Origin of the sequence: Limnobacter sp. (assembly GCF_036846585.1) — a bacterium.
Classification (GTDB): domain Bacteria; phylum Pseudomonadota; class Gammaproteobacteria; order Burkholderiales; family Burkholderiaceae_B; genus Limnobacter.
This window is the reverse complement of sequence record NZ_DAIUBR010000002.1, coordinates 148,026-171,394: the sequence shown is the minus strand read 5'-3', so window position 1 is coordinate 171,394 and position 23,369 is coordinate 148,026. Positions and strand designations below refer to the sequence as shown.

Here is a 23,369-nt window from a genome sequence, read left to right as displayed (position 1 = left end):
ACCCCCTCAAATGAACTGTGTGGACAAGGAAAAATGAGCCGATAAGCGCACTTTTCCTTAATCTGCCTTACACCTTCTCGCCACGGCGATCCAGAAAGTAAGCCAAAGCCGGCAGGAACACCACCGCACCCACCATGTTCCACAGGAACATGAAGGTCAGCAGCAAGCCCATGTCGGCCTGAAACTTGATGGGCGAGAACGCCCAGGTGGCCACACCAATGCCCAGGGTAAGCCCGGTGAATACGACTGCCTTGCCGGTGGACTTCAGGGTTTCAAAGTATGCATCGGCAAAGGGCATGCCCTGTTTCAAATACTCTTCCAGCTTGCCATAGATGTAAATGCCGTAGTCCACACCAATCCCCACGCCCAAGGCGATCACGGGCAAGGTGGCCACTTTGACACCAATGCCCAACACCACCATGAGTGCAGAACACAGCAAGGAAGTAAGTGCCAAAGGCGCGATGATGCAAATGACGGTGCGCACGGAACGGAAGGCCAGCCACACGAGTAAAGCAACCACTGCATACACCCAAATCAGCATTTCAACCTGCGCGCGCTCCACCACTTCATTGGTGGCCGCTTCAATGCCTGCATTGCCTGCCGCAAGCTTGAATACGGCATCCCCTGTGTCGTTCTTGGCGATGAAGTCTTCTGCGGCTGCCACCACGCGCTTCAGGGTGTCGGCTTTGTGGTCTTCAAGGAAAACAATGATGGGCATGAATGAGCAATCTGAGCTGAACAGGCCATCGGACAAGTTCATGCCGCTGATGGTGCCGTTCAACACAAACTGGTTCCGGTTCAAGGACATCCACTTCAAATCGCCTTCGCTGTAGGCACTGATCACAAACTTGGAACGGTCGGCCAGTGAAACGCTGCTTTGCACGCCAGGCACCTGTTCAATGGTCCACTGAAACAAGTCCACCGCAGCAAGTGTGTTGTATTTGATGCAACCGTCGAGTTTGGTTTCAACCATGACCACAAACACATCGGTGCTGGTGGAATAGTTGTTTGTCACATACGCATTGTCCAGGTTGTAGCGGGAATCAGCACGCAATTCAGGCGCACCTTTGTCCAGGTCGCCAATCTGAACATTCGCATTGCCCCACAAGCCCAAAGCCAGCAAAGCCAAACCAACGGCCAAAGCACCTTTGGCCATTTTGGCCTGTGCAAAACCGGCCAGAAAGTGCCACACCTTGTTGTTGCCAGATTCCGCGTCCTGCAATGCCTTGACCGCTTTGTCATCCACGCCCGTGTAGCTCATGATCAAGGGCAACAACACCAGGTTGGTCAAAATAATGACGGCCACGCCCACTGATGCAGCAATGGCCAGGTCGCGAATAACCGGGATGTCGATCACCATCAAGGTGGCAAAACCGAAGCCATCAGACAGCAAGGCGGTAAGGCCTGCGATGTACAGGCCACGAAAAGCCAAGCGGGCAGAATCGAGCCTGTTGTGCCCCTCGCCCTGCTTGTGCGCAATGGCATTCACAATTTGCACACCGTGGCTAACGCCGATGGCGAACACAAGGAAAGGCACCAGCATGGAATACGGGTCAAGCCCCATGCCCAATGCATTGAGCAAGCCCAACTGCCAAATTACTGCGGTTATAGAGCAAGCCAACGTGGCCACGGTACTTTTTACGCTACGTGAATACAGGAACAGCATGACCAGGGTAATGAGTACCGCCACGCCGAAGAACAACACAACCTGGGTTGCACCGTCGATCAGGTCGCCCACAATTTTTGCAAAACCAGTGACGCGAATTTCAATTTTTTCAGAGTTGAATTGATCGCGCAGCTCGGTTTCAATTCGCTCGGAAAACTCTTTGTAATCCAGCCGTTTTCCGGTTTCCGGATTGATTTCCAGCAAGGGCAAATACACGATGGTGCTTTTGAAGTCGTTGCCCACCAGGCGACCAATTTGGCCGGACAATTCTACGTTTTGCCTGACCTGCGCAATGCTTTCCGTGTCGCCATTGTAGGTAGCCGGAATAACCTGTCCACCTTCAAGGCCTTCCTCGGTAACAGATGTCCAGCGCACGTTGGCGGTCCAAAGCGAGGCCATTTCCGGCCTGTTCACACCCGGAATGTAAAAGGCTTTGTCGGTGACCTGCTTCAGTGTTTCCAGGTAATCGGCGCTGAAAATATCGCCTTCCTTGGCTTGCACGGTGACGCGCACCACATTGCCCAAGCCGGTCAGGTCAGCCCGGTTTTCCAGAAAATTGACCACGTACTCGTGCTTGGTCGGGATCATGTTCTCGAAACTGGCCGCTACCTTCAGTTGCGTGGCCTGCCAGGCCAACACCAAGGTGGCCAGCAGCATGAGGATCATCACAACCGGGCGCTTGCTGAACACAAGCCGCTCAGCCAGCGGTGCTTTTGTTTTTGAATCAGAGGAAGTCATTGTTTGATGGGGTCCGTTTATTTGAATTCAGACAAGGACAGGGTTTTGAAACCACGCAGGCCTGCCAACAAAATTTCCTGGTCGTTCAACTGCACAACACTTGCCGAGGGCAGTTTGTCGGTACGACGCACCACTTGAATGGTTCGGAAGTCGTCAGTGCTGCGCGCCAGAATGCCGCGCGACCCAACAACGATCAAAGAACCATCTGCCAGCGCTGTTGCCCCGCTGAACGTTTCGCGCAGGCTGGTGTTTACCGCTTCCCACTGATCTGCGCCAAAGGGCAAGCGGAAGGCATTGCCGCGCAAGCCCACCGCCACCACTGTTCGGGTTTCCGGTGCTTCCACCACTGCGAAAATTGAACCGTCGTAATCAATCTTTCTACTGGCCCAGGTTTCACCCTCATCGGCGCTGAGCAGCACAGTGCCTTGTTCGCCTGCCACCCAGATTTCACCGGTTTTGCTCAGCATCATGGTGTTCAGGTGGTAGTTGTTCGGGTTGTTGGTACGTTCGCCCAAATACACCCAGTTGACGCCCTGGTCGGTGCTTTTCAGCAATTGGCCGTAAGCACCAGCAACAAACAATGTTCCGTTGCCATTCACAATCACGTCCAGCAAGGGCTTGGATGGTCCCACTTCCAAATCACCCTGCGCGGTATCCACCAGAAACATCGCTTCTTCAGCAGCCACTTCCAGTGCTTCGCGGGTTTCGGGGTTTGCATTTTCAGGCAGGTTATCGACCTGCTCCTGCAACTTGTCCGCCTTGGCTTGCAAAGCATTCAACACAAACTGGTTGATCACGGCACCGTCGATCAGTTTGATCCAGTTCGCGCCGCCGTCTTCGGTTTTCAACACCACACCATCGTGACCCACTGCATAACCCAGTGCTTCATTGGCAAAGTAAACCGAGGTCAGGGTAACGGATACCGGCACCTTGCCGGCCACCCAGGTTTTTCCGTTGTCTTCACTTTTCAGGATTTGACCAAACTCGCCCACTGCGAACAATTTGTTACCAACTCGTTCAACATCAAGCAACAAAGACCTTGTGGCATGCACACTGGGGATGGCGGGGATTTGCAGCAAATCGACCTGGGCTGTGGACATGCCGCCATAAGTGATGAAGCCTGCGCACAGCATCGCGCCAAGCAAGAACGTGGGGGCCGTTTTGCTGGAAAAACGATTCCGAAGAAACATGGACTATCCTTTGAAATTGAAAAAGGCCACAAGGGGCATGTGCCCCCTGTAGCCTGATACACCTTGCTGTTACTGAACGCCGAGTCGACGCAGGCCGGCTGGTGTGTAGTTTGCGCGGTCGGGTGTGAAGTCGAACACGAAGGGCTGAGCTGCCTCGTTGGTCAAACCAATGGTGAGATAACGCCCGGCCTGAAGGTCGTACAGTGCTTCGCACGCATAGAAAGGAACCATCTCGTTGTAGTACTGCAGGTTATGCGCTTCCGCCACGCGCCACAGTGCATTCTTGCCATCGTAATGGTCGATCACGGAAGCTTGCCAGTTGTCTTCATCAATGAAGAACACACGCTTGGCGTAGATATGCCGTGCATCGCTTTTCAATGTGGCTTCCACTTCCCAAACACGGTGCAACTCATAGCGAAGCACTTCAGGATTCATGTGCAGCGGCTGATGAATTTCCTTGTAAGTCAGCTTGTTGCTGGCCAGCTTGTAGCTGTTGTAAGGGATGTACATTTCCTTCTTGCCTTTCAACTTCCACTCGTAACGGTCGGGTGCGCCGTTGTACAGGTCGTAGTTGTCGGTGGTGCGCAAGCCGTCTGCTGCAGTTCCTGGTGAGTCGTAAGCCACCTGGGGTGCGCGGCGTACACGACGCTGACCTGCGTTGTAGGCCCATGCGCGGCGCCCCTCTTTTACCTGGTCAAGCGTGTCGTGTACCAACAGCACGTTACCTGATACGGAAACCGGGCTTTTCAGGATTTGATAGAAGTAGAAGTTGATGTTTTCATCTTCACCGGCCTTGTAAAAATTGGGCAGGTTGCGCGGAAACACCAGCGTGTCTTCAATGCGGTTGATGATGTAGCTGCCATCGCGTTCAACAGGCACTTGCACGAAATCGCGTTTCGCTGCGCCGCCACGGTAACGGGTCAAGTGGTTCCAGATCACCTCAACGCCATTCTGGGGAATGGGGAAAGGAATGGCCTGCTCGAAACCCACCACGCTGTTGCCACCATTCTCGGTTTTGGCATTGGCCCCGTTTTTCTTGGCTGCGTCCAGCACTTTCTTCGGATAGGCCGTGCTGCGGTGTGTGGGGTACACATTCATTTTGAATGTGGGGTACTTTTTCAGCATTTCCAGCTGGCCTGGAGACAGGTTCGCCTTGTACTGATCGGCATTGGCACCGGTGATGGTGAACAAAGGCTTTTCATTGGCAAACGGATCAACCAGGTGCTGGCCTGTTTTGTAACCAGCCGGGGCCTTGGTCAGGCCGCCTGTGTAGGCCGGAATGGTACCGGCAGCGTTGCCCGCTTTTTCCGCACCGAATTCAGTCAGGGTTGTGCCCAGCTTTGCAGCTTCTTGCGCGCTGACCGCCGCCTGCGCGGTGCCAACAGCAAACAGGCTTGCCAGAGCCAGTGTTGTGAGTTTTGTTTGAAACTTCAACATAAAAATTCCTCCAGTGTGTCTCTGTTCTTAGAATGAGTAAGATGCGCTGAGCGTGATGAAATCGCGGTCGCGAAGCACATCATAGTCAGCAGCATTGGTGAACGTGGTGTAGTTGATTGAAGCCCTTGTATTGGCATCAAATTCAAAACCCAAGCCCAAACCAACCGACTGGCGGCCTTCATTGAAGGCTTGGCCGGGTTCTGGTGAATAACCATCCACGTCATGAGACCAAACAATGCTTGGAATCAAATCGGTGCCCAAAAACACATCGCGGTAAGTGGCTTGTGTGCGAAGGCGGTAGCCCCATGCAAACTCGGTCACGAAACCATTTTTATCGCCACTTGCAGGAGCGGAACCGAATACTGCTGCTCGGCCGTAACGCGTGCCGGACGTTGCGTTGCTTGCAGTTACTTCAGGCAGATCCTCTACAAATATTGCGGCCACTTCACCGACAAATACCACCTGGCTTGAACCCAAGGCACGGTCAAAGGTCTTAATAAATGTGTTTTGAATCTGGGTTACATCAAAACGATCAAAACCATTGACGATCGTATTATCGGGTGCGCTATTAATTCGAGTTGCTACCGCAGATGGTGCACTACCGGGCGCGCCGTTGGTCAATCCCGCTGCAAGCAAATCGTTGGCGTTGATCTGGATAGGCAGGTCTTTGGCCATTGACACCTCGCCAGACCAAGCCCAGCCACCCACGTTGGTCGCAAAGCTGGCACCAAATACCTGAAGATCCTCGGGATAGTCGATCACGTAACCAGAACTTGCAGTGGGTCCAAATGTTGTTCCAGCTGTTGGAGCCGTTGGAGTAGTTCCCAAATTACCTTTACTCAAGCTGGCCAACGGCAAGCGGCTGTGGTACTGCATGGCATAGGCGCCCAGTTCAGCATCCAGCGATTCAAAATAGCTACGTAAAGCCAAACCAAACTGACCGCCGTCATCAGGCTGGCGATCTTCAACACGCTTCACGAAAACGCCAGCGCCAAGTTGTGTTTGATCTGGCAAGAAAACGCCGGGCGCCACAGGGTTTGCATTAAACGCCAAACGGTCGCATCCATCAGCAACAAAATCTGACGTCGAAAAATATGTACCACAACCCTCGGGCACAGTTTTACGCCACTTCAATTGCACAAAACCCTCAAGGCTGGTGTTGTCGGTCAAACCGTAATTGGCATACAGCATTTCTGAGGGTGTGAAACCCTCTTTCAGTTCTGCACCAGGTCGGCGAAAAGCGGACACGTCAATCGTGTTCAAGCCCGCAATGGGGCTAAGAATGAATGTGCTTTCACCCCAGCTGATGACTTGTTTGCCCAAACGCAAGTCAAGTGGTTTTCCACCAACATCGGTGTTGATGTAAGCAAACGCATCCAGCAAATCGATGCCATCAAAGCGCGCATAGGGATGAAAACCACTGTCTTCCAAACGCTGGTTGCGGGCGTTTCCTGTTGGCTCATGGCCGTGGAACACGTCTTTCTTACTCAAGGTGTAGTCGTAGAACCACTTCACGCGGGAAAAGAAACCGTAGTTGTCTTTCTTCAAGTCAAAGTCGTGGACACCCTTCACAATCGTAGAAAAGGTGTCTCCTTTTTGGAAGTTCAAATTGCCATCATCGCCAGTATTGGACAAACCTGTGCCTCGTTCACCGCTGGCCGTCGTATTGTTGCGGCCGACCAATGCAAGGTCCTGCCCCTCAATACGGAAGCTGGTACCTGCTGAAACGGTAGAGTTCACGCTCAGGTCGAAGTCACCAATTTGAAATTCAGCTGCGCTTGCAGGCATTACAGCCGCTGCAAAAAGCCCCACTGCGATCATGTTGCGCACTGCTGTGCTTGTTTTTGTTTTTTTAAAAAGATGTGTGTTCATGTAGCCCCCAGGTAATTATCGAGTAGGCAGATGCGGGAAGCACCTGCTATTGCCGAACATGCTCCTTCATAGAGAATGTCCGAAAATCAACTGAAAAATCGAATAGTTGTTCCGGCCTGCAAAAGGCGCGGCACAACCATCATGGGGAACTTCGGGAACCTGTTGAGAAATAAGACATGTCACCTCCAGTAGTGCACCTTGATTGATGCTATGTATTCATTTTTTGATTAGTGTAAAGCAGCGCCAATAAAAATAAAACCATAATTACAGTTTTAGTAAATTAGAGCGCCTTATCTAAAAATGTACCACCGGAGTAACATGAAATGTTGCGCGATTTGTCAATCAATGCAATTTAGTAGTAATTTCACTACAAGGATTACTACGGCTTGATTCCAAGGTAACGACTAACCAAATCCTGAAGCCTTGTTTCGAATTCTGCTGTTCGGAACTTCACTGGCCCGGCGTCGCGCAGGCGCGCATTGTGCAGGGCGCCGTACGCCACCTGAACAACAAAGGCCAAGGCCCGCATGGGGTCTGGGTGAACAGCGCTGTCGATGTGTGGAAGCAGTGGCTTGGACACGGTGGTGATGAAACCGAAACCGACGTCTCGCATGGGGGTTGATTCAATAAAACCCTTGGATTCGCGGATGAAGGCCTCTGTCAGGATAGAACTGTATTCGCCCTGAAAAATACTGACAAGAAAGCTGACCACTTCATCGCAAATCAACTTGCCGTCCACCCCTACCCAGTTGCGGTCGTCAAACTGGCTGGCCGCACTCATCAGCAGTTCCTGGCAACTTTCTGCGATCAGCGCATCGAAGTAGCTTTCCTTGTCTTCGAAGCGGCTGTAGAAAGAACCAACGGTGCAACTGGCTTCAGCACAAATGTCTTTGATGGAAATTTCTTCAAGCACACGGGTGTGCAACAGTTTGCGACCGGCTTTCAGCAAGTCGTGCCTCTTTTTCAAACTGCGCGCCTGCATGGCAGGACGCACACCCTGAGTATTTTCAACTGCTTCTGCTTTGGCCTGTGTTTTCAATGGAAATAAGCGCGCCCACGTGAAGTGGGCGCTGCATGGAATCAATTAACAGGCGGATTATGGCATTAAATTTTGCAGTGCGGGCAAATTCAAAGTTCCGCGTAGCGCAACGATTGGCGTGAGAAGGTCGCGCGAGGAGGTCACCGGGTATTGCGGGTGGTACCCGTAGACGAGCAGGCCCAACGATTCGCCTTGGCCCAGTTTTTCAGCAACACCAGTCAATTCAACATGGCGTTTGCCGAAACCGCGAATGAGAGTAACCTGATCGTCGATCAAGCGCCAGGCGCCGTTGCGGTTTACACCCAGACCCACGAACAACATGGGGTCACAACCTGGTTCCAACCCCACCAAGCCAACGGGCGACATGGTCGTGACGGCATAAATTTCACTGCACACGGGGTTCATGAGCATGTCTGCAGGTGGCGCAATTTCCAGGGTTGCAGTTGGAATGCCTGCAATAGTGTTCACGCCCGCAGGCAATTCAATCGGCATGACCGCCGGCGCAAATGGATAACGCAAAATCCCGGTGGCTGCACTGGTTAATACAGCAGTGGGTTCAGCGCCTGGGGTGAAGTCAATTGCAATTGGCCCTACTGCAGACTGCGTGGCCTGACCTTTGGCTTTGGGTGCAAGGCTGTTCAATAGTGTATTTTCGTTGACCCACACTGCTGCATTTTCAGATGCAGTGCCCTGCCCCACATCGTCGTTCAAGCTTAGGCACACTTTGCCTTTGTTGGCCGCCAGCAGACCGAATGCATTGGATGCGTCGGCTGCCTTGATGGCTTCAGCCTCGGCGGGTGTGAACAATTTGTCGACCAAGAATGCAAACTGCGCATCTGCAATGCCCAGCTCACCACAGGCGAAAGGCCCGCCGGGTTTCTGAAACTCCATTTCGTTCAAAACACCTTGTTCGGTCAGGTCGGCCAAACCGGGCACAGTGGATGCGGACAAGGGCAGGATGTGGCCGCTTTGATGGGTAATCAAACGTACATCGGCTTTCTTGCCTTTCTTGTCTTCAAGTGCGCGGTAGCAGCTGAAGTTGTGCAGTGCGTCGTTGAAATTGAACAGGGTGTCGCGAAAGCCTTGGGTAAACAGAATGTCCACGGGGTCGGGCGTTTTTTGTGCCAGGCCGGGGGTTACATCACTTTGCAGGAAGGTTTGTGCGCCTGCAGCTTCGGAATCGCACCAATAGCTTGGGCTGTGGTAGCGGAAGAATTCCAGTGCGCCCTCAGGGAAGCGGTTGGCGCTTGCGCCACGCAACAGCGTTTCACGGATCAGGTTGTCTTGCCCGCTGTTTTGGGATGAACCCGATTCACCACCTGCAACAAGCAACAAGGCCCAGCCAGATTTAACAGTACCAATGGGCTTGACTGCGCCCTCCACCGGCTGGAAGTTTTCAATGCCGTAGGCACCGCCGGGGTTCAAACTGTAACGCAAGTCGTTCCAGGCGATGTCGGGCGTCAACACGTCCAGGCGCTTCTTGGGGTCAATGTTGTGAATCAGGAGCTGATAGCCACCGCCATAACTGCCACCCGTAGCGCCGAGCACCATGTTGAATTTTTTACCACCCACCGGCTTTTTGTTGCTGTAGCGCAGCCAGTCAAGATTGGCTTCGGCCCAGTCCAGAATTTGCAACAGGTCTTGCCCTTCGAAATCTGGATCCAGCACGCGGACCGAACCGCCGCTTTCACCAAAACCACGTTGGTCAATGCTGATCACGCCCGCGCCGTTGTCAACCAAGCGCTTGAGAATTCCACTGGGTGATTGTGAGCGCGAACCACCATAGCCGTGGCCATGCAATACCAAGGGGTTACCATTGGCACAATCTATATTTGCAGGCTCGAACACAGAAAAAGCAATGTTCTGCCCGCTGGCTGATTGCAAATTGACGCTGTACACACCACCGCCTGCTCGGGGCTGGTCTGCGTTTTCGCAGGCGGGCGCTTCAAATTCTCGTGGGCTTGCGCTGAAATCGGGATTTGCAGCATTTGCAAACAACGCGACGGGCGGTTCGGCCTGTTCGGCCGGGCTGGTTGAATTGCCCGTGCTGCTTGTGCTGCCAAAGCTGGTCGTTTGATCCTCGGCACCACAGCCAGCAAGGGCCAAAGTGGCGGCGGCCAGCAAGGTTGCACTAAACAACCTGGAAAAAGGCACTGCTGTCATTGTGTTGTCTCCTGCCTCGGTATTGGTTTTGTATCCTTTTGTTACCGGGATGTGACAGGAAATGGATGTGTCGATAGTGTCGGGTTTACGACACTGGAAAGCTGAAGCCTCAACTACATTTGAAAATAACTGCGGTACCACGCCACAAATTCAGCAATTCCTTGCTCAATTGGCGTGCCAGGCTGAAACTGGGTGGCCAGCACCAGGGCCGACACATCGGCGCAACTTTCGCTTCGCTCAAGAATTGGCCCGGTGATGAATTCCTTCACTGCGGTACATTCCAACGCTTTTTCCAAAGCAGCAATCAGTTCTTCAATGGAAACAGGTTTGCTGTTGCCAACATTCAAAATTCGCCATGGCGCACTACTGCTGGCTTGGTCAGGTGCTTCAACCAGCCAGAACGGATTGGGCTCGGCCGGGGTGTCACTGGCGCGCAAAATGGCTTCCACCAAATCGGCCACGTAGGTGTAATCACGGGTGTTGCTGCCGTCGTTGTAAATTTGAATGGGCTTGCCTTCCAGAATGCGTTTGGTGAATGCAAACAACACGGAATCGGGTCTGCCCCATGGGCCATACACCGAGAAGAACCGCAAGCCCGTGGTGGGCAAATTGAACTGATGGCTGTAAGAGTGTGCCATCAATTCACAAGCGCGCTGCGTGGCAGCGTCCAACCGCTGCGGGTGGCTGGCGCTGTCGCGTTCGCTCATGGGTTTTTGAAACCCCGCGCCGTATACAGCATGGCTGCTGGCATACGTCAAATGATGAATCTTGAAATGGCGGCAGGCTTCCAGAAGCGACACAAAACTATTGATGTTGTTCTGCACGCATTCGGTCGGGTTTTCATTCGACAAAAACTTGTCGGTTTGCCCGGCCAGGTGAATCACTCGCTGCACTTTGTAGGCCTCAAGGCAATCATGCAGTTCGGTGCGGTCGCACAAATCGGCCCTCACCGTGTGGTATCTCGATCCGGTTACCTTGGCAATTTCGTCCAGCATGCTTAAACGCTCCCGCTTTAGCCGGGTGTCGTAGTGGCTGTTCAGGGAATCAAAACCAATTACCTTGTCGCCGCGCTCAAGCAGTGCCTTGGCGGTGTGGAAACCGATAAAGCCTGCATGTCCGGTTACCAACACGGTTTGCTTTTGACGGGCCTTCTTGATCAGATTGGGGCCAACCGCTTCAAGTTCGGCCAGCTCTTTAGTTTGCAGCTCTTCTGTTTTTGGCACTGCATTTTTAAGCTGATCAGGGGCCGGCAAGGCCTCCATTTTTATTCCCATATTGTTTCTGCGCGCAGGGTCGAGGAACCTAACCTTACCCGAAAGCGATTGATTGTCAATCCGTGGCTTGCCTTTTCAACACGGGTCCGAGCATTCCAAGAAGACGAAAAAGGCATTCAGAAACACTGTGTTCATCCGCTTGAATCTGTGTACGGGGCTGCACCCACTCGGGGTCACAATGCACCTGCGTGTGCGCTGAAGGGTTGGCTGACGGAACAAGCTGGTTTTGCACTGTCGCACCTTCGTTTGAAGACTGACAGGAGCAGCACGAGATTATTCGAGCCTAGGGGTTTCGCCTTCACCCTTCGCGACTACCCCATTTTGATCCAGCTGGCTTTAATCGATTTGCCTGCGGCAATCACCTTCACCTGGTTGCCTTCGGCATACAGTTCAATGCCCTCGCTGGCCACCGACACCACTTTGGCTTGCCCCGCGTTCACAATCACGGTTGCAGTGGCATAGCTGCCATCGAGTGCGCTGGTGCTGACGGTGTAGTGACCGTCTGATTTGGCAGCAAACAGCACGGCAGGCAAACCCACACCGGCGTAAACCTGGACCGACCCGGTGTTCACTTGCTCGGCCTGCACAGTATTGGCCACGGCTGAATTGGCCCTCAGGTTGTTGACTTCAAGGTCTGCGATTCTTGCCATTTCAGCTTCCAGGCGTTGCGAATACACTGAATTTGCGCGCACCTGCTGTGCCGTGAAATTGCTGACTTTCAACTCCACAGCAGTCACGGTGAGCAGCGAACCATCTGCTGACTCGCTGAAGTTTTTTGCCCAGCGTGAATTGATGTTGTTGATTAAATCTGAATTGTTTTTCACGTGCCCATCTAGCGTGAACAAGGCGTCGTCCAAACGCTCAATGGCCATTGAATTGGTTTGAATGGTCACTGCGTTTTCCGCAATTTTCTGGACATTCAAATCAATCGCATTCTGCATGCCGTTCATGCGTTGGCTGGCATCGGTTCTCCAGCTTTCAAGCGAAGTAATGCGCGTGTCGTGTTGATTCACACGGTCGTCCAGCACGGTGATTCGCTGCCCATGTTCGCCCACTGTTTTGTCGAGCACTTTGACTTGTTTGCTCAGCTGCCCAACACCCATGGCCGCCATAGCGCCCAAGGCACTGTAGTCCACTGACATCATGCCGTCGGCGCGGGTTGCCACCGCTTCGGGAAACAGGTTTTGAATTTCTTGCGCAATTACACCAATGCGCCGCCCCAGGTTGGGGTTGGCCAGGTACTCATAGCTGTAGGTTTGCAGTTGTTCAAGCCGGCTTAAAACCGAACCGGAATCTTGTGCCTGAATATTGGTTTTCAGCCTGCGATCAGAACTGACGTTGAATGCGGTGGCCTGCATGTACCCGCTTGCGATTACATCGCCATTGCCTGCTATGCGGAATACCGGATCAAAGGAATTGTCCGGGTTAAGACGACCCACTTGAAACTCATCGGCGGCTCCAGTTCCAAAAGTATTTGCATTGTCGCCAATACCAATGCGCAGCAGGGATTCATCGGATGCGGTGTTGATTCGATAAATCGCGAGGGTGTCCGTTCCCTCATGATTGCCACCGAAACGCAACAACTGATTAGAAGACACCTGGGCTCCGCCAGTTGCATACAGCATCGATGAAAAGTTGGATACACCGGCCACATGGAAAATGGTGTTGGAGATTGTGTCATTGCGCGATGTTGCACCAATAACAACCTGATCATCGGTTGAAGACACCACGCCGTCTTTGCCCACACCCAAAGCACCCAATACCAAAGTATTCGATGTTGTGACACGGGCAAAGGCACCAATTGCAGAGGCGTAGTTCAAGTTGTTCGACAACACATCACTCGACGTGCCCAGGCCCGTGTTGTAACTGCCTGTTGCATTGCCAAACAAGGCATTCATGCCCAAAGACACATTGGAGTTACCCGTGGTGTTGGAGTACAGGGAAGCCAGGCCAACTGCGGTGTTATCCAAGCCTGTTGTACTGTTGAACATGGAGGAAGTACCCAAGGCGGTGTTGTTCAAACCAGTGGTGTTGAAAATAAGGCTGCTAAATCCCAAAGCGCTGTTGTTGTAGCCGGTGCTGTTGGTGAGCAAGGAGTTGCGCCCGATGGCAATGTTGTAATAACCCGTTGTGTTGCCAAGCAAAGAACCACGCCCCACTGCAACGTTTGAATAACCAGTTGTATTCTGCAAAAGTGCGTTGTCACCCACTGCGGTGTTTTCATTGCCGGTGGTGTTGTTGATCATCGCATTGGCGCCCACTGCAACGTTATTTGAGCCAGTGGTGTTGCTGAGCAGGGTATTAAAACCCATGCCGACATTTCGCTCGCCCAGTGTATTGCTCAGCATGCTACTCACGCCAAAAGCACTGTTGTAGTCGCCACTGGTGTTGGCCTGTAATGCATTCACACCAAACGCGCTGTTATCGAAACCGTCGGTGTTATTCAACAGGGAATTCGCACCCACTGATGTGTTGCGATAACCCGTATTTGTATTGCGCAGCGCATTGTAGCCAATTGCAATATTCTGATACCCAGTGCTGTTGTTGCGTAGGGCATCGGGTCCAATCGCCACGTTTTGATAACCCACCGAGTTGGTGTACATCGCGTTATCGCCCACTGCCACGTTTTGATACCCCGCGGTGTTTGAAAACATGGCATTGTTACCGATCGCATTGTTTTGTGCACCGGTGGTGTTGCTGAAAAGCGCATTCACACCCACGGCATTGTTGAAGTTACCAGTGGTATTCAGGTTCAGTGCATTGCGACCCACGCCAGTGTTGTCGAAACCGGTGGTGGTATTCGCCATGGCGTACACACCCACCGCTGTATTGTTAGAGCCCGTGGTGTTGGAATTCAGCGTATAAGTGCCTATTGCTGTGTTGTAAGAACCGGTGCTGTTCAAGACAAGCACATTGAAGCCCACACCGGTATTGAAAATTCCCTCAGTAGTAACGGCACTGGATGACAGGCTGGTGAGTACGCCCTCGCCAATTGCAACGTTGCCTGCGCGTGGGTCTGCGTCCAGGGCATTAATGCCCAGGGCCAAACTGCTTTGAGGAAAGGACGCACCCACGGTGCTAGTGAAGGTAAGTGCCGCATCAATGTTTGCCTTGTTGACCGGCGCTATTTGTTCGCCGTTGACATACAGGCTTTGAACATCGACCCGGCCTGCAAACACGGCAGACTGATCGGGGTTCAGCGTAAGCACTGTGTTGTAGGTTTGATCGCCTACTCCCCCCGACCCGCCTTGGCCCACACGAAAAACAAGCCCGTTTTCTGCACCGCCCGCATCAATGGTGGTAGTGGTTGAGCTCGATTGAATGCGTAGGTGATCCCAGCCATCGTCATTGGTTGAAGACATCACCCGAAGATCTCGCAACTGCGTGTAGTTGGCAGCACTACCTGTATTCAGAAACACATTGCCCGATGCACGCAAACCGCCAGTGACTTGCAACTTGTTGCCACTGCCATCGTCGCCGGTTGCACCAATTACTGTGTTGTCTGTGGTGCGGCCCAATACTACTGTATTGGATGTACTTACCGAAGAATCACTACCAATTGTGACGGCATAAGAAAGTGCATTGCCAATCACAGTGCTGTTGCCCAAAGCAATGTTGCTGTTACTGGTCAAGGTGCCATTGCCGGCCAGGTCGCCAATCAAAATATTCTGACTACCGGTTGTGATGGTGTTGCCAGAACGGTGGCCTATTGCAATGTTCGCATTACCAGTAGTTAACGCAGGCATTGCGTAGTGACCCAACGCTGTGTTGTAAAAGCCAGTTGAGCTCTGATCAAGCGCATTGCTACCCAACGCCACGTTGTAATAACCCGTTGTATTGCTACTCAGCGTATGTGCGCCAACTGCAACGTTGTCGTAGCCTGTGGTGTTGCCATACAAGCTTTTGTAGCCAAGTGCGGTGTTTTCATCGCCATAGTCATTTGTATACAGCGTTTGATAACCCACACCCGTGTTCCTGGTGCCGGATCGGCTGCCGTAAACTGTCGTGGCCATTTGGCCAAGTACACCGTCGCCTACCGCCACGTTACCTGCATTTTTCCGACCAGCCAATGCGCCGCTGCCAAGCCCCAAATTGGGTTCAGCATAAAAAGCAGAACCGGTGTCGCTGGCATACTGAAAGGCCAGTGTGGCGGGTACACCCGCCTGGCTAATTGAGGCCACGTCAATATTGCCGCTGAAGAGTGCGCCTGCAAATGTGGGTGTGCTGGTGGTGGCAATGTCTTGCGGCAAACTGAGCACTACATCGCCATTCATGGCGCTTGCGATTACCTGGTTGCTCGTGCCTGCAATACTAAGCACACCTGTGTTTGAAATGGTGATGCTGCCAGCACCGTTGAGCACACCGATTCCGTCGCCTGCGGTGATTGCGCCCAAAGCAAAACCAGCGCCTGTGCCAATCAGCAAACTGCCCTGCGCGGCAGCGCTTGAATCAACGCCGGTACCGCCAAATGCTGCACCCAAAACACCGCTGCTGACGTTGCTTGCATTCAGGTCGGTTAATGCTGCGCCGTTCCCGATAAAACTGTTGGCGGTTACGCTGCCTGAAAATGTGGCTGTGCTTCCGGTCAGTGCGCCGGTCATTGTTGCGCTTGCGGCCTGAAAATCTGCCACTGTGACTTTGCCAGTGGTGTAGGTGATTGCACCTGGGCCGTTGACCACTGAATCATCGCTGAACTTACTTGCATCTACGGGCTGCCATGCGCCACCCACGTAGCTATACAGTTTATTGCTTTCCAGCACCAGGCGAATATCGCCTTCCTCACCGGGCATCGCAGTCAATTCTGCGTAGGTACCGACAGCACTTTTGAACTGCCTGGAAGATGTTTGAGACGGCGCTGTGACCTGCACGTAATCATCGCCCAAGCCCCTGCGATTGGCGAGAACGTAAGTACAACTGGTTTCCATACTGCCATTCAAACCAGGCGATACAACGGCATACACCAGAGGATTTACAACACCCTGCCCAGCCAGAAAACTGCTGTTGGATGTGGACGAGTTGTTGTCCCAGGCACAGTAACCCAAGGGTCTGCCAGCACCATCTCGCTGAGGCAAGTTAACCGATGAGGGTACTGACCCCATGTCAACAGGATAACCACTCACCACGCCACCCATTTCACTGGCCCGCAACACACCGTTGACCTCGGCCACATAGCCTTGCATTCCTTGGCTAACCTGCGCAACTGTGTTCTTCAGCGTGAACTGCCGAATCAGTTGCGTTGCCGTGAAGGCCGCGGCGGAATCGCCCGACCGCCCAACCGCAGGCGAAATGACAGCAGCGCCCAAACCAAGTGCAACGAGGTACGGCATCGCATGTTGCACGGCAAGCACGCGTGGTTTGGGTTTAAAACTGGCGGCGTTGACTTTGGAATTGTTCTTCTTCATGTGTACCTCTAGTTCAATACCGCGAAGACTAGCTCATCGCCGTCGGTAACGACTGAACCCTCATACTGACGAAGCAGGCGCTCTCGGGTTGCTGCCGCCCCACCGCTAACCCGCGGTATTAATCGAAGCCGTATTCCACCGGCCTCGGTGTGCTCATACACCCACTCATCGAAATCGGGTGGGCTAACAGGCAAAGGAATTCCATCGGGCATTAAGCCAAGGGACAGCGGGCCATTGGGCGTGGGGCAGGCCACCGTTGAAATAACAGCGACATTGCCTACTGTCGCGGGGGCCGGGTACGCATGCCGCGTGTCGAACTGGCCATGATCACCATCGGGATACACCGCTGCACACAACATGATCTTTCCCTTGATAACTTCAAGTTGTACAGCAACCTCACTGACTGTGTCTTGAACCGACTGGCCCTGCTGGCTACTGGTATTCAGGCGCGCATAAGCAGCACCGACAATTGCCAGCAAACCAATGCCGTACAAAATGTAGGAAGCGATAAATCCGCTTTGTCGCTGAATGGCTTTCAAGTTCACGATTTTTTTCACCTCGGTTTCTTGCGCGGAATTCCGTGCATACCGGGTTAACGGGTGAACTCATGCAAGCCCGCATCCCTTGCATTGGTGAAACGCGATGTAAAAAAAGCCCGCGGCTGCGGGCTTGGTGAAGTCTCGGGGTTTAATTTTCCTGGATCACCTTGAAGTACACGTACTTCGTGTCACTCGTGACAATACAGCCTTCGGGCCAACCCGCGGGATCTGGCGCAGTACTTATTGCAGAGATTCCCGCGTCTGTGGTGCCAGTGGTCCAAACAGACAAAGCAGTGCCCGCGAGCGGAATGGTTGAGATTCCATACAACAGCGTATTGACGCGTCCACACACATCTGACCTCAGCCCCGGCAGTATGACCATGGGGTCTACCGCAACAGTGGCCAATCCTTTACCTGGCGTTACCTTGTTTATATACCAATGTCCTGCTGACGCCGCTGTGGGCGCCTTGATGGTCGTGTCCTCGCCGCTGGCAAAAGTCGTGGTTGGCATAATTTGCGGTGAAGCGTACCGGGCAACTGGATCGAACAGACCCTGATTGGTGGTGTTGGAGAAATCGAGTGTGGATTGCACAGCCGAAGAACCAAAATCACTGGAGTACCTGGCCACACCATCGCGCAGATCACTGGCCTGTTTCAATATAACCGAAGCATTGACTTTCGCCTGTTCCACATCGGTTTGTGACGTTGGACTTCGGTTGGCCAATGCAAAGCCACCCAGCACTGCTGTCATCAAGGCAATGCCGAACAGCAGGGCCGCCTGAATAAAACCCGCCTGTTTTTGCTTTCGCAAACTGACTGCGGGACTGGAAATAGACTTCATGACTTTCTCCTTGATTACCTGTGTTGCTCAAGCCTTGTTTAATTAACCCAACTCCACCTTGGCCTGCCTGCGGGCCTGCTCAAGTTCGGCATTGAATTTCTCTAAAGCAAGTGCCTGAACAATGTCTTGCTTCAATTCTTCCATGGTGGGCTTTTTCAGTTGTTTGCTGTCTTCAATCTTCAACACCAAGAGGCCGTTGCGTAACCTGAGCACCTCACTGAATTCACCCTTTCTCATTTTTGATACCACACGCCCAAGGTTGTAGGGCAGTGCCTGAGCCAGGGCATAACCGTCACCCTGCGCCACCAGTGGCTTTAACTGCTCAAGCGCCTCCTTCTCACCCTTCTTTAATTTGTCGACGGTTTGCTGCACATCGTTTTGATCATTGCTCAGGTAATAACTGACCTTCCATTGCTGAAAATTCTGGTCAAGCACGTTGGCGTCGTAGTAAGCCTTCACGTCATCGTCGCTCACAGCTTTGCGCAGCTCTTCCATTCGTTTGGTGGTGTACAAAGTGGAAAGCACTTCCCGTTCAGCTGCGCGAAGGGCCGCTTTGGCTTCTTCCACGTACATCTCGCGACCGCGTTCTGCGGCCACCACTTTGTTGATATAGCGGTCGATCACAATGGCGCGGTCCACGCCCGATTGCAGCATGCCGCCCAGTTCCATTTCGGTAATTTTCATGCCATTGATGCTGGCCACTTCCCGGTCGGATTTGCCTGCCGAATCACCTGCAGCGAATGCGCTGGCCACGGGTGAAACACCCGTGCTGGAAGGGCTCTGAAAAGCAGCCCAACCCGCCCAAGACAACAAACCCGCCAGGCCCAATGCTGCAACCCCCAGGGTTACCTTTTGTTTGGCAAACGGTACGCCAACTTTGTTGTCTGATTCACTCATCGCCCTGCCCCCTCAATTTAACTTCCACTTTTTCTGTCATACCTTTGACAATGGCCAACGAGGCCTGCCCCGCACAACCCGCCAAACAAATTTCCTCGGCATGCCACACCACATCTTTCGACATACCCTGCACGCTGTTCAATACATACATGAACTCTGCGTACTTGGAAGGGTCGGCAATATTAATCTTGATACTGTCGCGATCGGCAACCACTTGAACATCTGGACTCAACCTGGCCAACACGCGGGCGTAATCTTCATAAACCACTTTCCCAACCGGCACACGTTTCAAGGTGAACTCAGGCAACTCCTGGCTTTTTCTTTCAAGCTCGGAGGCACGCAAGAAATCGTTCACCGAAAAGGCGGCAAGAATCACCATCATCACCGCGCACATCATTGCGAACACGGGTGCAAGCCCCATCAGGCGACTGGCCTCGGTAACCCACAAGGTGCTGTTGTTTTTTAAATCCAGTTTCACTTGACTGACTCCTTCTTACCTTGTTTACGTACACTTAGAAGCCCTTCCATATCCCTTAGATCGGTGACCACGTCGCGCCCCAACGAATCGAGGTAGTCCTGACTCACCCAACTGGGCAGGACCAATTCAAAAGACTCATCGTCCTCACCCTTCATTTTGTATTTCTCAATCCAGCCACCCGATCGCACCACGGTGGCTGATACTTTTTGTATTCTGGAAATTTGGCGCGCAAGGGGCTGCTGCACGCTGAGCTTGACCAAGGTGGCATTCAAGTCATTCTCGACAGCTTGCGCGTTAAGCCCGCTTGCGGCTTGGCTGTTGGTGTACGCACTTGCCGCCTGTGAACCCAGGAAAACCATGGATGCCGAGATCAACACACCAATAGACCCTTTCATCATCAAAGAACTAAAACGCTCGGTAATGCTTTGAATGGCCTGCGGAATACTTCTGAGCGGTTTGCCGCCCTTGTGCTCAATCTCGACAATGTGCAGGTCCAGGCCAATCAAATAGTCTTTCAGCACGTCGTGGTCGTTGCACAACAGACGCACGCTACCGCCTTCAATGACCAAGGCGACCGAGTAATCAGCACCGTGCATCAGGTAGATCGCCTCGCCCACATGCAAAGGCCCGTCAGGCAGTACATCCACAAAGGGCAAATTAAAACCGGGTGCCGAACTGAGCCATGCACTTTCAATGGCGAAGTAGTACACATGGCCTGCGCGTTCGATAAGGTATGCGTGCAGGCGGTTGGTACCCAAAATGGCATAGGCCTGATTCATGACCACTTTTTGTGCGCTGCCTGTACCCACAGGCAAGCGCCCTGCAATCAGGTTGGAGTAAATGCTTTTTAAATTGATGGCTTCCACGGCTTAGGCTCCAGACAACACAACTTCGTTTTGCAAATACACCACGGCCAGGCTGAACAACACCGCAATTCCTGAATAAGTAAGCGAAGCAACAAATGCGATCACTGCGAATTTGCGCGCGGCGCTGGTGGCTTTGTCGTCGCGGGTTTGAGAAATGGAGGCCAAACACTCGGCCAGTTGTGCCTGGTCTTTGTGGGCGCGGATCAGCAAGCGTTCACTGCTGTCAAGCAAAGGGTGATTGAATGCCACAGCGGGCTGCTCACCGATTTCGCTGCGGTCGGTGATGGTTTGCCAGAACAGGGACACGGTGGGCGTAATGGTGCCCTTGCGCGCAATTTGTACCGCATTCAAAAATGCCACACCACCGGTCAACAAGGAGCCTAGAACGCGGGTGGTTGCCGCAATGCCGGAGCAAATGAGCAGTTCACCAATCACTGGTACTTTTTCAAGAATCCTGAAAGCCTGTGTGCGGGTTTTTTGATCGGGTGACAGCACCAGCATGGTGAAATAAATCAGGATCAGAAAAAACACGAACGAGAAAACAAGCAAGCCGTTGTTGACCCACTCTGCCAAAGCAAGCGAACTGTTGTACTGGGCAACCTTGGTGGGGTCTTCGCTCATCAGTGGCGTTGCTTTCAACTGTTCAATCAAACCAAAACGCATGCCAATTACGGTGGACACGGCCATGATCAAATCAAGTGCAGTCCAGGTGACCGCGCCAAACATCAGCTTCAGGGTGTCAGAGCCTTTTTCATAAAAACTCACGGCTGTTTCAAGGGCTTCGCTCAATTGACCGGCTGCCTCGCCAGCGCTTAACACCGCGAGTGTGGAATCATCAAACCAGTTCAGCAGCTCCACTGCTGCCACAAAACCAAAACCCTGTCGCAGCGCATTCAAGGCCTGGTTCAGAATTAAACGAGGCTCGCCAAGTTCGCCCAGTATCACCTGCTCCAGCGACTTTTCGGGCGACAAACCTGAACGCACATTGAACGCAAGCGCCTGCAAGAATTTTTGTTTGTAACTTCGACTTACTTTCGAGCCAAACAGGCGAGACAATCTACCCTTGGCTTGCAATTCAAACACATCCAGCACCACGCCCCCACGGTCGATCACTTGCTGAATCGCCTCGCGTTTTCTGGATGCGGTAATCACCAGCTGGTGGCGAAAGTAACCACTCAACCTTTCATCAGGCCGAGCAGTGGCATCCAGCATTTGTGGGGCCAGGTAATCCACACGAAAGTTTGAAATCGGCATGCTTAGCCCCCCGCCACACCAAGAACCTGAAGAACACTGGGCCAATCCACCAGCCCTTGATCCAGCAGGGTTTGCAGGGTTTGAAGCCGGCTGGTGTAATCAACCCCGTTCTCTTCACGCAAATCAACGGGAAGCTCCAGGTTTTGGCTTTTAAAAGCCTTCACAAAACGGCCACGCATGGATTCATCAGCCGGCACATGCATGGTTTCATGTGCGGCAACCCGGCCTGAATACCCCAAGCCAGCGCAGCGTGTGCAGCCCACCTTGTGACGCAAACCGGCGCGCGGTTGAATCAAGCCACCCGTAAGTCGAAACGCCTGTGACTGAAACTGCTCAAGGATTTCGCCTTGTACGGACGAGGCACAAGAACACAGGCGACGCACTAAACGCTGGTGAATCACCACGCGCAAGAAATGTGCAAGCAAAAATTCAGAATCGGCGCGGTGGGACGGGTCGATCATGGACAAGAAACGTTCGCTGACCTGCAACACGCTGTTGGCGTGAATGGTGGAAATGACCAAGTGACCACTCTCGGCAAAAGCCAACGCGGCGCGGGCGGAGTCAGCATCGCGCACCTCGCCAAAAATTAAAATATCCGGGTCTTGGCGCAAAATTGAACGCTCAAGCTCAATCGCCTTTTGCTTGACCAAGGCCTGCAACTGAATTTGTTTGGCAAACGGCAAAATGTATTCAACCGGATCTTCTACGGTAATCACATTCATGGCATCACGCCGAAAACCACAAGCCACGGTGTATTGCGTGGTACTTTTACCCGAGCCTGTTGCACCCGAAATAAACACCAAGCCCCCCGTTTTTCCGGTTTGGTTGGTGATACTTTTGATCAACTCAATCATTTTCGGTTGCCCCGGAAACAAGGCACCCAGACTGGGCAATAGCGAGGCGTCCAATGCACGCAGCACCACCGACTCACCATCCACCAACGGTTGCGTGGAAATACGAAAGTCCACCACGCGCCCTTCATGCTCCACGGTCAGGCGACCATCCTGGGCCGTACGGCTATTGGATGCATCCATGCCTGCTTCAATTTTGATACGGGCTACCAGCGATTGCATCAGCAGCTCGGGCAACAAATGGGTTTGCCGCATCACCGAATCAACCCGGTAGGCGATCCAGGCATCCGGGTCGCCTTTGCGGCTCAGGTGTATGTCGCTGGCACGCAAGGACAAGGCCTCTTTCAGCACCGCGTAAACCAGGCTGCGCAAGCGCCCGGCCTCCAGCCCTTCATGCCGAAGAACCGTGATCAAGCCGTTGACTGAGCCCGACTGCTCAATTCGCAACAACAAGTCACACACCTCTTGGCGACTGGATGGCAAAAATTTCAATGCAGAAACCGGGGCACGCAAAATTTGGCGGATGCGATCCTGTTGCGCTGCCTTCAACGGTTGGGCACAACGCAGAGTAAGCACACCCTTTGAAAACTCGGTGGGCACACACACAAAGCGACGACAAAATTCCAGCGGCAAAATGGTTTGCAATGTGAAATGATCGCCAATCACATTGGAGTCTTCCGGAGAGCCCTGATCTAACAGGTCATCCAGGTTAATAAACCGGGAGCGCAATGCCAGACTGCCAAGCTCGGCAGACCGTCCTTCTCCACGAAGGTGACTATGCTGCTGGCGAAGCAGATTGAGCTGGTGGTCATCCAGCCCGGCTTGCACCAAATCCGCTTCAAGTGATTTCATGCTGCATGTT

The 23,369-nt window shown here is 53.0% G+C and carries 15 protein-coding genes; all 15 read right to left on the bottom strand.

What is annotated here, in order from left to right; genetic code table 11:
- Positions 1-67: 67 nt before the first annotated feature.
- Positions 68-2,404 carry an efflux RND transporter permease subunit gene (locus tag V7028_RS01785; RefSeq protein ID WP_334118392.1) on the bottom strand — a complete coding sequence of 779 codons (2,337 nt, stop codon included), beginning with the start codon at positions 2,402-2,404 and terminating at the stop codon, positions 68-70.
- Between the two features lie 17 nt (positions 2,405-2,421).
- Positions 2,422-3,594 (bottom strand): WD40/YVTN/BNR-like repeat-containing protein, encoded by a 1,173-nt coding sequence (locus V7028_RS01780; protein ID WP_334118391.1) that lies wholly within the window; start codon positions 3,592-3,594, stop codon positions 2,422-2,424.
- Between the two features lie 69 nt (positions 3,595-3,663).
- The gene (locus V7028_RS01775; protein ID WP_334118390.1) at positions 3,664-5,031 is read right to left on the bottom strand and encodes a DUF1329 domain-containing protein; all 1,368 of its coding nucleotides are present in this window, start codon (positions 5,029-5,031) and stop codon (positions 3,664-3,666) included.
- A gap of 27 nt (positions 5,032-5,058) precedes the next feature.
- Positions 5,059-6,903, bottom strand: coding sequence for a DUF1302 domain-containing protein (locus V7028_RS01770; protein WP_334118389.1), 1,845 nt, complete (start codon positions 6,901-6,903; stop codon positions 5,059-5,061).
- 379 nt (positions 6,904-7,282) lie between these two features.
- Complete coding sequence (locus V7028_RS01765) at positions 7,283-7,942, bottom strand: TetR/AcrR family transcriptional regulator (protein WP_334118388.1); 660 nt, start codon at positions 7,940-7,942, stop codon at positions 7,283-7,285.
- Positions 7,943-7,999: 57 nt separating this feature from the next.
- A complete protein-coding gene (locus V7028_RS01760) occupies positions 8,000-10,105 on the bottom strand; it encodes a CocE/NonD family hydrolase (RefSeq protein WP_334118387.1) in 2,106 nt (701 codons plus the stop codon).
- 113 nt (positions 10,106-10,218) lie between these two features.
- Positions 10,219-11,379, bottom strand: coding sequence for an NAD-dependent epimerase/dehydratase family protein (locus V7028_RS01755; protein WP_334118386.1), 1,161 nt, complete (start codon positions 11,377-11,379; stop codon positions 10,219-10,221).
- A 311-nt stretch (positions 11,380-11,690) separates the two neighbouring features.
- Positions 11,691-16,781, bottom strand: coding sequence for a tail fiber domain-containing protein (locus V7028_RS01750; RefSeq protein WP_334118385.1), 5,091 nt, complete (start codon positions 16,779-16,781; stop codon positions 11,691-11,693).
- A gap of 8 nt (positions 16,782-16,789) precedes the next feature.
- Positions 16,790-17,326, bottom strand: coding sequence for a hypothetical protein (locus V7028_RS01745; RefSeq protein WP_334118384.1), 537 nt, complete (start codon positions 17,324-17,326; stop codon positions 16,790-16,792).
- 142 nt (positions 17,327-17,468) lie between these two features.
- Positions 17,469-18,161 carry a hypothetical protein gene (locus V7028_RS01740; protein WP_334118383.1) on the bottom strand — a complete coding sequence of 231 codons (693 nt, stop codon included), beginning with the start codon at positions 18,159-18,161 and terminating at the stop codon, positions 17,469-17,471.
- 42 nt (positions 18,162-18,203) lie between these two features.
- Positions 18,204-19,058, bottom strand: a complete 855-nt coding sequence (locus V7028_RS01735; protein ID WP_334118382.1) for a peptidylprolyl isomerase — start codon at positions 19,056-19,058, stop codon at positions 18,204-18,206.
- Positions 19,051-19,536, bottom strand: a complete 486-nt coding sequence (locus V7028_RS01730) for a hypothetical protein (RefSeq protein WP_334118381.1) — start codon at positions 19,534-19,536, stop codon at positions 19,051-19,053. Before V7028_RS01730 ends, V7028_RS01735 begins: the two co-directional genes overlap by 8 nt.
- Positions 19,533-20,402 (bottom strand): hypothetical protein, encoded by an 870-nt coding sequence (locus tag V7028_RS01725; RefSeq protein WP_334118380.1) that lies wholly within the window; start codon positions 20,400-20,402, stop codon positions 19,533-19,535. The genes V7028_RS01730 and V7028_RS01725 overlap by 4 nt, the downstream gene beginning before the upstream one ends.
- A gap of 3 nt (positions 20,403-20,405) precedes the next feature.
- Positions 20,406-21,656, bottom strand: coding sequence for a type II secretion system F family protein (locus tag V7028_RS01720; protein WP_334118379.1), 1,251 nt, complete (start codon positions 21,654-21,656; stop codon positions 20,406-20,408).
- Positions 21,657-21,658: 2 nt separating this feature from the next.
- The gene (locus V7028_RS01715) at positions 21,659-23,359 is read right to left on the bottom strand and encodes a GspE/PulE family protein (RefSeq protein ID WP_334118378.1); all 1,701 of its coding nucleotides are present in this window, start codon (positions 23,357-23,359) and stop codon (positions 21,659-21,661) included.
- Between the last annotated feature and the right edge of the window lie 10 nt (positions 23,360-23,369).